Annotated in this window: 11 protein-coding genes and 2 tRNA genes; 7 read left to right on the top strand and 6 right to left on the bottom strand. The window is 60.0% G+C overall.

Annotated elements, in window-relative coordinates; genetic code table 11:
- Positions 1-134: 134 nt before the first annotated feature.
- Together J2Z75_RS01165 and J2Z75_RS01160 are read left to right on the top strand one after the other, a co-directional pair.
- A tRNA-Glu gene (locus J2Z75_RS01165) sits at positions 135-209 on the top strand.
- 186 nt (positions 210-395) lie between these two features.
- A tRNA-Glu gene (locus J2Z75_RS01160) sits at positions 396-470 on the top strand.
- Between the two features lie 58 nt (positions 471-528).
- Here J2Z75_RS01160 and recJ read toward each other — a convergent pair.
- The 4 genes from recJ to J2Z75_RS01140 all read right to left on the bottom strand — a co-directional run bounded on the left by recJ (position 529) and on the right by J2Z75_RS01140 (position 5,556).
- Positions 529-2,331, bottom strand: a complete 1,803-nt coding sequence (gene recJ, locus J2Z75_RS01155) for a single-stranded-DNA-specific exonuclease RecJ (RefSeq protein ID WP_209846487.1) — start codon at positions 2,329-2,331, stop codon at positions 529-531.
- Between the two features lie 123 nt (positions 2,332-2,454).
- Positions 2,455-3,777: a homoserine dehydrogenase gene (locus tag J2Z75_RS01150; RefSeq protein WP_209846485.1), complete on the bottom strand. Its 1,323-nt coding sequence runs from the start codon at positions 3,775-3,777 to the stop codon at positions 2,455-2,457.
- A gap of 73 nt (positions 3,778-3,850) precedes the next feature.
- On the bottom strand, positions 3,851-5,068 hold the full coding sequence (locus tag J2Z75_RS01145) for an LL-diaminopimelate aminotransferase (protein ID WP_209846482.1): 1,218 nt from the start codon (positions 5,066-5,068) through the stop codon (positions 3,851-3,853).
- A gap of 125 nt (positions 5,069-5,193) precedes the next feature.
- Complete coding sequence (locus tag J2Z75_RS01140) at positions 5,194-5,556, bottom strand: SHOCT domain-containing protein (protein WP_209846479.1); 363 nt, start codon at positions 5,554-5,556, stop codon at positions 5,194-5,196.
- A gap of 147 nt (positions 5,557-5,703) precedes the next feature.
- Between J2Z75_RS01140 and phaC the strand changes: the two genes are divergently transcribed.
- The 4 genes from phaC to radC are packed head-to-tail and all read left to right on the top strand — an operon-like array spanning position 5,704 to position 9,957.
- A complete protein-coding gene (phaC, locus tag J2Z75_RS01135; protein ID WP_209846477.1) occupies positions 5,704-7,557 on the top strand; it encodes a poly(3-hydroxyalkanoate) polymerase subunit PhaC in 1,854 nt (617 codons plus the stop codon).
- 22 nt (positions 7,558-7,579) lie between these two features.
- Complete coding sequence (sfsA, locus tag J2Z75_RS01130; RefSeq protein WP_209846472.1) at positions 7,580-8,299, top strand: DNA/RNA nuclease SfsA; 720 nt, start codon at positions 7,580-7,582, stop codon at positions 8,297-8,299.
- Between the two features lie 30 nt (positions 8,300-8,329).
- A complete protein-coding gene (gene map / locus J2Z75_RS01125) occupies positions 8,330-9,157 on the top strand; it encodes a type I methionyl aminopeptidase (protein ID WP_209846469.1) in 828 nt (275 codons plus the stop codon).
- A gap of 8 nt (positions 9,158-9,165) precedes the next feature.
- The gene (gene radC / locus J2Z75_RS01120) at positions 9,166-9,957 is read left to right on the top strand and encodes a RadC family protein (RefSeq protein ID WP_209846467.1); all 792 of its coding nucleotides are present in this window, start codon (positions 9,166-9,168) and stop codon (positions 9,955-9,957) included.
- Positions 9,958-9,969: 12 nt separating this feature from the next.
- On the opposite strand, the gene J2Z75_RS01115 is transcribed toward radC, so the two are convergent.
- A complete protein-coding gene (locus tag J2Z75_RS01115) occupies positions 9,970-10,989 on the bottom strand; it encodes a magnesium and cobalt transport protein CorA (protein ID WP_234937138.1) in 1,020 nt (339 codons plus the stop codon).
- 311 nt (positions 10,990-11,300) lie between these two features.
- Here J2Z75_RS01115 and sthA point away from each other — a divergent pair, with 311 nt between their 5' ends.
- Entirely contained in the window at positions 11,301-12,707 is a 1,407-nt protein-coding gene (sthA, locus tag J2Z75_RS01110) for a Si-specific NAD(P)(+) transhydrogenase (RefSeq protein WP_209846463.1), read from the top strand.
- A 144-nt stretch (positions 12,708-12,851) separates the two neighbouring features.
- Here the strand turns inward: sthA and J2Z75_RS01105 are convergent, their stop codons facing one another.
- Entirely contained in the window at positions 12,852-13,124 is a 273-nt protein-coding gene (locus J2Z75_RS01105; protein WP_209848868.1) for a hypothetical protein, read from the bottom strand.
- Positions 13,125-13,573: the final 449 nt, after the last annotated feature.

The raw sequence follows: 13,573 nt of genomic DNA, 5'->3' as shown, positions 1-13,573 counted from the left end.
CAACCCTCTGTTATCATTCGATATTCCCAAGAATATCGACACGCTGCGCTTTATCAGGACTTTTTTACAGGAAAATGAAATTTGCCGCTTGCGGTATTCAAAAGCCCTGACTATAAGACGCCCACACAACGGCTGCGCCCTTCGTCTATCGGTTAGGACACCAGATTTTCATTCTGGGAAGAGGGGTTCGACTCCCCTAGGGCGTACCATTGTGAACCTCCCCTTCAGCATTGGAATTCCTGTTGCCTGTGGCGAAGATGCCTTGCTCGCGGGCGATTCCGCATGGCGTCGAATCCCTCTCGGTGAACACTGTTTTTACTGCGAAAAATCATCAAAAAAATGCGGATTAGCGCTTGCAGCATTCAAACGTGCTGACTATAAGACAGCCACCTGATGCGCCCTTCGTCTATCGGTTAGGACACCAGATTTTCATTCTGGGAAGAGGGGTTCGACTCCCCTAGGGCGTACCATGGTCTCTCGATTTTCCACAAACTGAAGCACGTTTTTCGCCGCGAGAAATCGCCTGGTTTAGAGAGCCTTTGCGGCGTCGATCACCCGCAACTGCACGCGCCGCGTTCCCTGCCATAGATCGGCCGATATCGATGCGGCGACGTGGATCGTCGTGCCGCGCTCCGACAGCAGCAAATCGCCAAGCGGTGTCTCAAGCGCCCGGAACGCGATGCCTTCGACCCGCGAACCATCCTGACCTTCCAGCGTCACCTTCACATGGTTGACGCCGACCTGACGCGAATCGCGAAGCCGATGGGCCGGCAACGCGAAGATCGGTTGCGGATGCCCTGCCCCGTATGGGCCAGCCTGTTCGAGCTGGTCGATCAGCGCCAGATTGGCACCGGCGGCCCCCAATGCGCCATCGATCTTCAGCGTCTCGGACGAGACCAGGTCCTTGATCACATTTTCGGCTTTCTCCTCGAAGAAGTGCCGAAGCTTGCCGAGATTGCCGCGCTCGACCGTCAGCCCCGCGGCCATCGCATGACCGCCCCCCTTGACGAGCAATCCGCCATCGACCGCCGCGCGAACAATCTTTCCAATATCGAAACCGCTGATCGAGCGGCCGGACCCCGTCCCCTTGCCGTTCGGATCGAACGAGATCGCAAAGGCCGGACGGCGGAATTTCTCCTTCAGGCGTGCCGCCAGCAGGCCGACGATACCGGGATGCCAGTTTTCACGCGCCGTGACGATGATGGACGCCTTTTCGCCGGTACCGTATTCCGCCAGCGCCTCGGCCTCCGCTTCGGCCAGCATGGCGATCTCCATCACCTGGCGCTCGCGGTTCAGTTCGTCGAGCTTGGCAGCGATCGTCTCGGCGGCGTTTTCGTCGTCCAGCGTCAATAGCCGGCTGCCGAGCGCCGCATCACCGATCCGCCCGCCGGCGTTGATTCGCGGGCCGATCAGAAAGCCGAAATGATAGGGCGTCACCGGACCGCCAAGCCCGGCCTTGCGGAACAGTGCGGACAGTCCCGGGTTCTGCATATGCCGGGCGGCGACCAGTCCCTTGACGACATAGGCCCGGTTCAAGCCCTTCAAGGGCACGACGTCGCAAACGGTTGCCAAGGCAACGAGATCAAGCAGGGCAAGCAGATCGAAGGATGCGACCCGTCTGTCGCCGCTTTCGCGCAACTGGCGCACGGCGTTGACGAGAACGAGAAAGACCACGCCGGCAGCGCAAAGGTGCCCCTGCCCCGACAGATCGTCCTCCCTGTTCGGGTTGACCAGGGCGACGCAGGGCGGCAGTTGCGCGCTGACCTGATGATGATCGATGACCACGACATCAATCCCGCGCTCTTCGGCGGCGGCGAGCGATTCGTGGCTGGTCGAGCCGCAATCGACGGTGACGATCAATTGCGCGCCATTGTCGATCAATTGATTGATCGCGGCAGGGTTCGGGCCGTAGCCCTCGAAAATGCGATCGGGGATATAGATTTCGGCTTCGATACCGAAATGGCGCAGGAAGCGGAACATCAGCGCCGAGGATGCGGCACCATCGACGTCATAGTCGCCGAAGATGGCAATCTTTTCACGCGCCTTGATCGCGGCAACGATGCGGGCGGCGGCCTTGCTGCAATCCGTCAGCGTGTCCGGATCGGGCATCAGCGAGCGGATGGTCGGATCGAGGAACGCCACGGCATCGTCCATCGTCACGCCCCGTCCCGCCAGTACACGGGCAATCAGGTCGGAGAAGCCATGGACCTGGCTGATGGCGAGCGCACGGTTCTGCCCGGCCTGATCGAGCCGCGATACCCAGCGCTGCCCGGTCACCGACCGCTCGACATTGAGAAACGCCCGCTGGACGGGATCTGGCATTTCGCTCATCGTACACCTATGACTTTCGGTTCGTTCGTACGCGGGTTTTGCCATATTCGCAAACCGGAACGAAAGCGGCCCCACCCGGAGACGAAACCGGATGGGGCCGCGAAAAATGCATCGGCGATGGAATCAGGCCGTCTTCGGCCGCTCGATGCGGATCACCTGCGGATCGCCGACGAGGTAGCCTTCGCTCTTGATCGAGGCGACGGCCTTGCGCACCGATTCTTCGGTCGTCGCATGGGTGACGAGGATGATCGTCTGCGGCTCGCCGGTTTCGACGGGATGTTTCGAATGCTGCACGATCGATTCGAGCGAGATGCGGTTATCCGCCATGCGCGTCGCGATGCTGGCAAAGACGCCGGTCTTGTCGAGCACCTTGAGGCGGATGAAGTATCCACCTTCATGACTCTGGATCTGCGCCTGCCTGTAGGGCAGCAGGGCCGTAACCGGACGGCCGAAGGCCGGAACATGCTGGGCACCGGGGCGGCTCTTGGCGATGTCGGCGATATCGCCGAGCACGGCAGACGCCGTCGCATTGCCGCCGGCACCGGGGCCGACCATCAGCAGTTCGCCGAGAATATCCGATTCGATCGCCACAGCATTGGTGACGCCGTCGACCTGGGCGATCACCGAATCGAGCGGCACCATGGTCGGATGCACCCGCTGCTCGATGCCGCTGTCGGTGCGCTGGGCGACGCCGAGCAGCTTGATGCGATAGCCGAGGTCGGCTGCCGCATGGATGTCGTCGATCGAAATATTGGTGATGCCTTCGAGATAGATGTCATCGGCGGCAATCGCCGTTCCGAAGGCAAGGCTCGTCAGGATGGACAGCTTGTGGGCTGTATCGTTGCCCTCGATATCGAAGGCGGGATCAGCTTCGGCGTAACCCAGACGCTGCGCTTCCTTGAGGCAGGCCTCGAAGGACAGGCCTTCCTTCTCCATCTTGGTGAGGATGTAGTTGCAGGTGCCGTTCATGATGCCGTAGACACGCGAAATCGTGTTGCCCGTCAGCGATTCCCTGAGCGCCTTGATGACCGGAATGCCACCGGCAACGGCGGCTTCGTAGTTCAAAAGCGCGCCATGCTCTTCGGCAAGACCGGCAAGCGCGATGCCGTGGGCGGCAAGCAGCGCCTTGTTGGCGGTGACGACATGCACACCGCGCGACAGTGCTGCCTTGACGGCCGACAAAGCCGGCTCGCCAGCGCCACCCATCAGTTCGACGAAAACGTCGATATCGGCGGTCTCAGCCAGAGAGAGGGCGTCGTCATGCCAATGCATGGTGGAAAGATCGACGCCGCGGTCGCGGTTGCGGTCGCGTGCCGTGACGGCGGTAATCTCGATGGCCCGGCCGCATGTCGTTGCCAGCGCCTCGTGGCGCTCCTGGAGAATACGCACGAGCGAGGCACCAACGGTTCCCAGGCCCGCAATGCCGATTTTAAGGGCATCTGACATTCATTATTCCTAACATATCGAGAGCGCTCCGCCTGATGCGGCGGAGCGGATTTTAAAGGTGTGCCGGGGCGCCTCAGCGATGGGCGTTCAGCGAGATGACGTTGTGCAACGTATCGTCCGCCGTCGAGAGGAACTTCTTCAGGCTGCGGGCCGCCTGGCGGATGCGGTGTTCGTTTTCGACCAGCGCAATCCGGATATAGTCGTCACCCTGTTCGCCGAAACCGATGCCGGGAGCGACCGCGATATCGGCTTTTTCGACCAGCAGCTTGGAAAACTCCAGCGAACCGAGATGCCGGAATTTTTCTGGGATCTTTGCCCAGGCGAACATGGTCGCGGCCGGCGGCGGCACATCCCATCCGGCCTTGCCGAAGCTTTCGACCAACACATCGCGGCGGCGCTTGTAGATATTGCGCACCTCGGCAATATCAGAGCCGTCGCCGTTCAGCGCATGCGTCGCGGCAACCTGGATCGGCGTGAAGGCACCATAGTCGAGGTAGGACTTGACCCGCGTCAAGGCGGCGATTAGGCGCTCGTTGCCGACGGCAAAGCCCATGCGCCAGCCTGGCATGGAAAATGTCTTCGACATCGAGGTGAACTCGACCGTGTTGTCCATGGCTCCCGGCACTTCCAGCACCGACGGCGGCTGCACGCCGTCGAAGTAGATTTCGGAATAGGCCAGATCAGAGAGAATGACGATGTCATGCTTCTTCGCAAACGCCACGACTTCCTTGTAGAAATCTAGCGTCGCCACATGCGCCGTCGGGTTGGACGGATAGTTGATCACCAGCGCGATCGGCTTCGGGATCGAATGGCGGATCGCCCGTTCCAGCGGGGGGAAGAACGTGTCGTCCGGCTCCACAGAGATCGAACGGATCACGCCGCCGGTCATCAGGAAGCCGAAAGCATGGATCGGATAGGTCGGGTTCGGGCACAGGATCACGTCGCCGGGGGCGGTGATCGCCTGGGCCATGTTGGCGAAGCCTTCCTTGGAGCCGAGGGTCGCCACAACCTGCGTGTCCGGGTTCAGCTTGACGCCGAAACGGCGGGCGTAATAGGCGGCCTGCGCACGGCGAAGGCCGGGAATACCCTTGGAGGACGAATAGCGGTGCGTGCGCGGATCCTGGACGGCTTCGCACAGCTTGTCGACGATCGCCTGCGGCGTCGGAAGGTCCGGATTGCCCATGCCGAGGTCGATGATGTCAGCTCCACCCGCTCGCGCGCTGGCTTTCAAACGGTTAACCTGTTCGAAAACGTAAGGCGGCAGACGCCGGACTTTGTGAAACTCTTCCATCTCTAAACCTCGTCTTGCGCGGTCTCCATGCCTTGAGAATCATGCGTGCAAGGAGAAACGCGCGGTGCAAACAGGCCCACGCGGCCATGAAACGCTTTGCGTCCAAATCAGTCGAAACGCAAGTGCTAATTCTGTATCTGCTTCAGCGTATCTGCGCCGTGATTGGCGGCAAGCAGCTGCAACTCCTTCAGGCGGCGCTGATATTCCGCTTCCGAGATTTGGCCGGACGAGCGGGCGTTGCCGAGTGCCGTCAGCCGCGCCGACTGGCTTGCCGCCTCTTCATTGCTCATCTGTGTGCTTGCCGCCGGCAATTTGCCTTCGATGACCGGATAGACATCGGTCGGAACGGGCTTGGCCATCGTGGCGGAATAGATGGACGGCGGCTCATCGACCGCTGTGGAACTGCAACCGGCAAGCGCAAGCGTCAAACCTGCCAGTCCAAAGGCCGTCACCATCCGCACCATCGCTGCTTTCCCCGACTTCATCATCTCGCCATACCCGACGCATACCTTTGAATCTCTGTCCGAAGTTGGCCGGCTGCCAAATTGCCGAGTCCAACACGCGCTGGCACTTGTAATCATTTTAAGGCAGAATGTAAAAAGACAAAACAAACAAACGTCTGTGGAGGAAACCGGGTGGCAGAAGACAGGAAGACCGAGGGCCAGACGGGCACCAGCGCGGATGGTTTCACCGGTTTCGACCCGAAATCCGTCGATCCCTATATCGTCAAGGACCCGGAAGCCTTCGCGATGAATCTCGCACGCTCCGTCGAGCAGCTCGGCAAGGCTGCGTCCGCATGGCTGGCGCCGCGCGAAAGCGGCGAGAAGACAGACATGGTGGCCGATCCGGTCGTCGACATGGTCAAGACGCTCTCGAAAGTATCCGAATACTGGCTTTCCGATCCGCGGCGCACTCTGGAAGCGCAGACTTACCTTATGGGGAGCTTCTTCTCCATGTGGACGCGTACCCTGCAGAAGATGGGCGGCGAGACGGTCAGCGATCCCGACGACGTTCCACGCAACGACAAGCGCTTTTCGGATGCCGACTGGGTCGCAAATCCGTTCTTCGACTTCCTGCGGCAGGCCTATTTCATCACCTCTAACTGGGCTGACCGGATGGTGCGTGACGCCGAAGGCCTCGACGACCACACTAAGCACAAGGCCGCCTTTTATGTGCGGCAGATTTCCAGCGCCCTTTCGCCCGCCAATTTCGTCACGACCAACCCGCAGCTCTACCGGGAGACGGTCGCCTCCAGCGGCGCCAACCTCGTCAAGGGCATGCAGATGCTGGCCGAGGACATCATCGCCGGCAAAGGCGACCTCAAGCTTCGCCAGACGGACGTGAGCAAATTCGCCGTGGGCGAGAACATCGCGATTACGCCCGGCAAGGTAATCGCCCAGAGCGACGTCTGCCAGGTTCTGCAATATGACGCCTCCACCGAGAAGGTACTGAAGCGGCCATTGCTGATCTGCCCACCCTGGATCAACAAATTCTACGTGCTGGATCTCAACCCGCAGAAATCCTTCATCAAATGGGCGGTGGACCAGGGCCATACCGTCTTCGTCATTTCCTGGGTCAACCCGGACGAGCGCCACGCCAACAAGGATTGGGAATCCTACGCCCGCGAAGGCATCGGCTTTGCGCTCGACACCATCCGCCAGTCGACAGGCGAAGAGGATGTGAATGCCATCGGTTATTGTGTCGGCGGAACCCTGCTGGCAGCCACCCTCGCCCTGCATGCGCAGGAAGGCGACAAGCGTATCCGCTCGGCAACGCTGTTCACCACGCAGGTCGACTTCACCTATGCCGGCGACCTTAAGGTTTTCGCCGATGAGGAACAGATCGCCCAGATGGAAGAGCGGATGAAGGAGACCGGCTATCTCGACGGCTCGAAGATGGCCATGGCTTTCAACATGTTGCGGGCGTCGGATCTCATCTGGCCCTATTTCGTCAACAACTACCTGAAGGGCCAGGAGCCGACGGCGTTCGACCTGCTCTACTGGAACTCCGATTCCACCCGCATGCCGGCCGCGAACCACTCGTTCTACCTGCGCAATTGCTATCTCCAGAACAACCTGACCAAGGGTGAAATGGTGCTGGCCGGTAAGAAGATCTCGCTCGGGAACGTGACGATTCCGATCTACAATCTCTCCACCAAGGAAGACCATATCGCGCCGGCAAAGTCGGTGTTCGTCGGCAGCCAGTTCTTCGGCGGCGACGTAACCTATGTCATGTCCGGCTCAGGCCATATCGCCGGCGTCGTCAATCCGCCGGACAAGGGCAAATACCAGTTCTGGACCGGCGGCCCTGCCAAGGGCGATTTCGACGACTGGGTGAAAACGGCAAAAGAGACGCCGGGATCCTGGTGGCCGCACTGGCAGGCCTGGATCGAGGCGCTGGACGGCGAGCGGGTGCCCGCGCGAAAGACCGGGGGCAAGCTCAATTCGCTGGAAGAAGCGCCGGGCTCCTACGTTCGTGCCCGCGCCTGACCGATAACGGACGTCCAGAAACATGCTCTTCGACCGGCCGCTGGTGCCCGCCGTCCTCATCCAGCGCTACAAACGATTTCTCTTCGATGCCGTGCTTGAGGACGGAAGCGCGATCACCGGCTCGTGCCCCAATACCGGCTCGATGCGCGGATTGACGACGCCCGGTTCGCGCATCTGGCTTTCCGAACATGACAGCACGACGCGCAAATATCGGCATATGCTGGAGATGGTCGAAGTCGGCGGCACCGTCGTCGGCATCAACACCGGGCTGCCGAACAGACTGGCCGAGGAAGCAATTCGCGCCGGGCAAGTCGGCGATCTTCATCTCTATTCGATGCTGCAGCGTGAACAGAAATACGGCCGCAATTCACGCATCGACATGCTGCTCACCGATCCCGAGCGCGGCCGCGCCTATGTCGAGGTCAAGAATGTGCATTTCAGCCGGGCATCCGGCCTGGCAGAATTTCCCGACAGCCCAACGGCACGGGGCGCCAAGCACCTGGAGGAACTCGGCGATATGGTCGAGGCGGGTCATCGAGGCATCATGATCTACCTGATACAGCGCGACGACTGCGCGACGTTTCGGATCTGCGACGATCTCGATCCGCTTTATGCCCAGGCGTTCCTTCGCGCGATGCGGCGCGGCGTCGAGGCCTTTGCCGTCAAATGCCGGGTTTCGCCGCAGCAAATTGCGCCTGACGGCCTGATCCCGATGGACGAACCCGCCTGTGCTGATCTATGACAATTGCGAAAGACAACTGAAAGTATTGTAATGGTCACCTATATCGAGGCAGCGTCCGCGCCCTATAAGAATACCGGCGTCATCCGTCTCTATACGCCGGAGGATTTTGCCGGGATCAAGCGCGCCTGCCAGATTACCGCCCGCTGCCTCGACGAACTGGCAAGCCGCGTCAAGCCGGGCGTAACGACTGACGAGATCGATCGCTTCGTCTTCGACTTCGGCATGGATCACGGCGCCCTGCCTGCAACATTGAACTATCGGGGCTATACCAAGTCGTCCTGTACATCGATCAATCACGTCGTCTGCCATGGCATTCCCAACGAGAAGCCGCTGCGCGAAGGCGATATCGTCAACATCGACGTCACCTACATCATCGACGGCTGGCACGGCGATTCCAGCCGGATGTACCCGGTCGGCGAGATCAAGCGTGCGGCCCAGCGCCTGCTTGAAGTCACCCACGAGTGCCTGATGCGCGGCATTGCCGCCGTCAAGCCCGGCGCGCGCACCGGCGCCATCGGCGAAGCCATCCAGACTTTCGCCGAGGCTGAACGGTGTTCCGTGGTTCGCGATTTCTGCGGGCACGGCGTCGGCCGGCTGTTTCATGACGCGCCGAACATCCTGCATTACGGCCGGGCGAACGAAGGTCCGGAAATGCGCGAAGGCATGATCTTCACCATCGAGCCGATGATCAATCTCGGCCGTCCGCATGTGAAGGTACTGGCCGACGGCTGGACGGCGGTCACCCGAGACCGGTCGCTGTCGGCCCAATACGAGCACGCGGTCGGGGTCACCGCCGATGGCTGCGAGATTTTCACCCTGTCGCCGGGCGGCCTCGACCGCCCGGGCCTGCCAGCATAGGGCACGCGATGACCAAGCCCCCTTTCTCTTCCGACGGCGACAGTTCGCAACCGGCCGATGAGAGGGGCTTTTTCGCCGGGCAAAAGCCAAAACGGCCTGGCCTCGGAATGCCGGCAGCGCAGCAGGATGACGCGCACTATCACGGCCATCGCGACCGGTTGCGGACGCGCTACAAAGATCACGGCGACACGGCGCTGGCCGACTATGAAATCCTTGAACTCCTCCTGTTCCGGCTGATCCCGCGCAGGGACACCAAGCCGATCGCCAAGGCGCTGCTCGAGCGCTTCGGCACGCTTGCCGGCGTCTTCGGCGCCTCGCCGGCATTGCTGCAGGAAGTGAAGGGAATCGGCGAAGCCGTAGCCTTCGACCTGAAGCTCATTTCGACCGTTACCCATCGCACCTTGAAGAGCGACCTCAAGGGCAAGCAGGTGCTGGGCTCCTGGTCATCGGTGATCGACTATTGTCATGCTGCGATGGCGCATGAAACCCGCGAGCAGTTCCGCATCCTGTTTCTCGACAAACGCAATGCGCTGATTGCCGACGAAGTCCAGCAGACAGGGACCGTCGATCACACGCCGGTCTATCCGCGCGAAGTGGTCAAGCGCGCGCTCGAACTCTCGGCGACAGCGTTGATTCTCGTGCACAACCACCCCTCCGGCGATCCGACCCCGTCCAGGGCCGACATCGAGATGACCAAGACGATCATCGACACGGCAAAGCCGCTGGGTATCGCCGTCCACGATCACATCATTATCGGCAAGGACGGGCATGCCAGCCTCAAGGGCCTGCGCCTGATCTGAGCGAGCGCTGCCTCAGAGCCACTTTGCGCGTCGAAACATCCGGTAGAGCATGCTGCACACCATGATGATGAACCCCAGGATGACGAAATAGCCATACTTGAACTTCAGTTCGGGCATATCCTCGAAATTCATCCCGTAGATACCGGCAATCGCCGTGGGCACGGCGAGGATCGCGGCCCAGGATGCGAGTTTCCGGGAAATCTCTGTTTGTTCGGACTGCCCGATCATCAGGCTGGCCTCGAAGGTGAAGGCCAGCACTTCGCGCAGGGTGTCGATATCCTCCTGAACCCGGCGCACATGGTCGGTGACGTCCCGAAACAGCGCGTGCAGCGTCGCGTCCATGCCGGGAAGATCGAGATGCTCGTGCCGTCGGCAGACATCGACCAGGGGCACGACGGCATTGCGCAGGCGAAGCAGGCTTCGGCGCAGGAAATAGAGCCGCTCGATATCCTTCTTGTCGAGCCGATCGCGCAACACCCGCTCTTCCAACTCCTCCACTTCGGCATGGATGCCCTCGACAACCGGCATGTAGTTATCGACGATGAAATCGAGGATGGAATAGAGGATGTAATTCTCGCCGTGCGCCAACGCTGCCGGCGAAGCCTCGCAACGCTGCCTTACCAGATTGTAGGAGGTCGACGGCCCATGCCGCACCGAGACGACATAACCGCGGCCGACAAAAAGATGGGTTTCGCCGAAGACGATTTCCCCGCCCCCCATATGGGCGGTCCGCGCAACGACGAAGATCGAATCGCCGTAGATCTCAAGTTTCGGGCGCTGGTGGGCGTGATTGGCGTCTTCGATAGCCAATTCAGGCAGTCCGAATTCGGCCTGAACTTCCCGAAGCAGCGCTTCGTCCGGTTCGTGCAGGCCGATCCAGACCACGGCCTTTTCGCGGCCCCGCCATTTATGCGCTTCCTGTATCTCGATATCGTGGGTGCGCTGGCCGTGTTCGTAGACGGCCGCGGCAACAACGCCTGGTCGACTGCGCGGCCTTTCCGGTATCGCCGCACTCTCTTTTTCCGAAGGCATGGAGAGACCCGGGTCCTGTTTATCGTCCGTTTCAAGCAAAGCCATCATCACCTCCCGAATGCAAAACCACGTCTCTCCACGCGGCAATGTCCTGTCTCGACCATCCGCTTCCGACAGACCGCGCGCTGGCGCTCCCGGCGAACATCCCATGCTGATGCGCCAAATATAATCGCTTTCCATAAAATAAGCATCCGCAAGCGTTGGGGCAGTTCATAAGGCTTTATTAAACTGTAAGATTGACGTTATAGACGCTTGCAAGCGACATTTACCGCAACGCACAATGATTCTCACTCCATCATCGGAAACGCGTCATGAACCAGTACGATCTCGTGGTTGTCGGTAGCGGTCCTGCAGGGCGCAGGGGCGCTATTCAGGCCGCCAAACTGGGCAAGAAGGTTCTTGTCGTCGAACAGGGTAAGCGGGTCGGCGGCGTCTCGGTGCATACCGGTACCATTCCCTCCAAGACCCTGCGCGAAACCGCGCTGAACCTGACCGGCTGGCGCGAGCGCGGGTTTTACGGACGCGCCTATCGCGTCAAGCAGGAAATCAGCGCCGAGGACCTGCGCCGACGCCTTTTGATCACCCTCGATCACGAAGTCGAAGTGCTCGAACACCAGTTTGCCCGCAACCGGGTTCAGCACATCCGCGGCAAGGCGAGTTTCATCGACCCACAGACGCTGCAGATCGTCAAGGAAGACGGAGAGATCATCCAGGTCTCCGCGACCAGCATCCTGCTAGCCGTCGGCACGAAGCCCTTCCGTCCGGATTACATTCCGTTCGACGGAAAGACGGTGCTTGATAGCGATGAGCTTCTGGAAATCGAGGACCTGCCGCGCTCCCTGGCGGTGATCGGTGCCGGGGTCATCGGTATCGAATATGCAACCATCTTCAGCGCGCTGGATACGCAGGTCACCTTGATCGATCCGAAGTCGACCATGCTCGATTTCATCGACAAGGAAATCGTCGAGGACTTTACCTATCAGCTGCGCGACCGCAATATGAAGCTGCATCTGGGGCAAAAGGCCGACAAGGTCGAGCGCACGCCGGATGGAAAATGTGCGATCACGCTCGACAGCGGCCGTGTGATCAGCTGCGAAATGGTTCTGTTTGCCGCAGGCCGCATGGGTGCGACGGATTCGCTCAATCTGGCGGCGGCCGGCCTTGAAGCCGACAGCCGCGGGCGGCTCAGCGTCAATCCGGAAACGTTCCAAACCACGGTTCCGAACATCTACGCGGCGGGCGACGTCGTCGGTTTCCCGAGCCTTGCCTCCACCTCGATGGAACAGGGCCGCATCGCGGCGCGTGTCGCGGTCGGCGCGATCGCCAAGGAGCCGCCGAAATTTTTCCCCTACGGCATCTATGCCGTGCCCGAAATCTCGACCTGCGGCCTGACCGAAGAAGAAGTCAAGGAGCGCGGTATCCCTTATGAATGCGGCATTGCCCGCTTCCGGGAGACGTCGCGCGGTCACATCATGGGGCTCGATTCCGGCCTGTTGAAGCTGATCTTCTCTTTGAAGACGCGGCGGCTGCTCGGCGTCCATATCGTCGGCGAAGGTGCCACCGAACTCGTCCATATCGGCCAGGCCGTGCTGAACCTGAAGGGTACCGTCGAATATTTCGTCGAGAACACCTTCAACTACCCGACGCTGGCCGAAGCCTACAAGATCGCAGGCCTCGATGCCGGCAACCGGATGGGTGAGATCACGCCAAAGGCGTGATGTAAAGTTTACGACAGCACCCGGATGGGTTTTTGCGCAACATGAACGGCGCGCCATCGGTTACGTGCAAGATTGAAACAACTCACGACAGGCCGCCTTGAAACGCTTAACCGAGAAGACAAAAGTCGTCTGACGGCCAGAACATCAGCTGCCCCGCAGCTTTTTCAACTCTCGTCGCGCGTCATCTGCGAGTGGGTGGTCTGGGTGTCGCTCGATGAAAAGCTCGTAGGCTTCAATCGTCCCGCGTGCCTTGAGCAACCGGTATTCAGACAGTACGGCCTGCTCCGGATCCGGGGGTCTATCCATTGTTTCAAGGCCTTTGTTAGGTTGGCTCGCAGACACGGGCGCCGAAACAGCCATCGACGCCGCCACGAACGCAACTACAATCGTCACTAGCACACGAAGTTGGCTCTTCATGCCGCTTACTCCCTTTCACACGGCTCCGCTCCAGGGGGGCGTTCACTAAATTCTGCACATATATCCTGTCGCACGTCGGGGAGCTGTGAAAGCTTCACAGCCCACGGCCAGGGGACATTAGCCTTGTCATGCATCCTAAATTAGCGTAACCTAATTACTAGTGGTGATGGGGCGAGAATGAGGCGAAACCAAATATCATTTCGTCAATATTGTTCTTTGCCCTTTATATCTGGAGATAATATTTTGGTTGTATATCAACCGCAATTATATCCTTTCAGACCAGTCCATAGAACGAAACCTTTAGACCACAGTTGTTTCGATGCAGGTCGTCGCTATCGTCCCATTGTTTAAACACTGCGGCGAATGCAATGCAGTTGTCGATGGATATGCTGAAACCAGCGTGAAGCGGTTTTCGGCAGGTGTATTTCTGCGCTTTACGGAGGAGTTCG

Origin of the sequence: Rhizobium herbae (genome assembly GCF_017873135.1) — a bacterium.
Lineage (GTDB): Bacteria > Pseudomonadota > Alphaproteobacteria > Rhizobiales > Rhizobiaceae > Pararhizobium > Pararhizobium herbae.
Note: the sequence above shows the minus strand (reverse complement) of the source record. Positions and strands in the feature narration are given on the sequence as shown.

What these genes read in the sequence shown, in the direction of transcription:
- J2Z75_RS01115 (WP_234937138.1), bottom strand. Translation starts at nt 10,989, where the DNA reads ATGCCTTCGGAAAAAGAGAGTGCGGCGATACCGGAAAGGCCGCGCAGT.
- recJ (WP_209846487.1), bottom strand. Translation starts at nt 2,331, where the DNA reads ATGAGCGAAATGCCAGATCCCGTCCAGCGGGCGTTTCTCAATGTCGAG.
- sthA (WP_209846463.1), top strand. Translation starts at nt 11,301, where the DNA reads ATGAACCAGTACGATCTCGTGGTTGTCGGTAGCGGTCCTGCAGGGCGC.
- map (WP_209846469.1), top strand. Translation starts at nt 8,330, where the DNA reads ATGGTCACCTATATCGAGGCAGCGTCCGCGCCCTATAAGAATACCGGC.
- radC (WP_209846467.1), top strand. Translation starts at nt 9,166, where the DNA reads ATGACCAAGCCCCCTTTCTCTTCCGACGGCGACAGTTCGCAACCGGCC.
- J2Z75_RS01145 (WP_209846482.1), bottom strand. Translation starts at nt 5,068, where the DNA reads ATGGAAGAGTTTCACAAAGTCCGGCGTCTGCCGCCTTACGTTTTCGAA.
- J2Z75_RS01140 (WP_209846479.1), bottom strand. Translation starts at nt 5,556, where the DNA reads ATGATGAAGTCGGGGAAAGCAGCGATGGTGCGGATGGTGACGGCCTTT.
- J2Z75_RS01105 (WP_209848868.1), bottom strand. Translation starts at nt 13,124, where the DNA reads ATGAAGAGCCAACTTCGTGTGCTAGTGACGATTGTAGTTGCGTTCGTG.
- J2Z75_RS01150 (WP_209846485.1), bottom strand. Translation starts at nt 3,777, where the DNA reads ATGTCAGATGCCCTTAAAATCGGCATTGCGGGCCTGGGAACCGTTGGT.
- sfsA (WP_209846472.1), top strand. Translation starts at nt 7,580, where the DNA reads ATGCTCTTCGACCGGCCGCTGGTGCCCGCCGTCCTCATCCAGCGCTAC.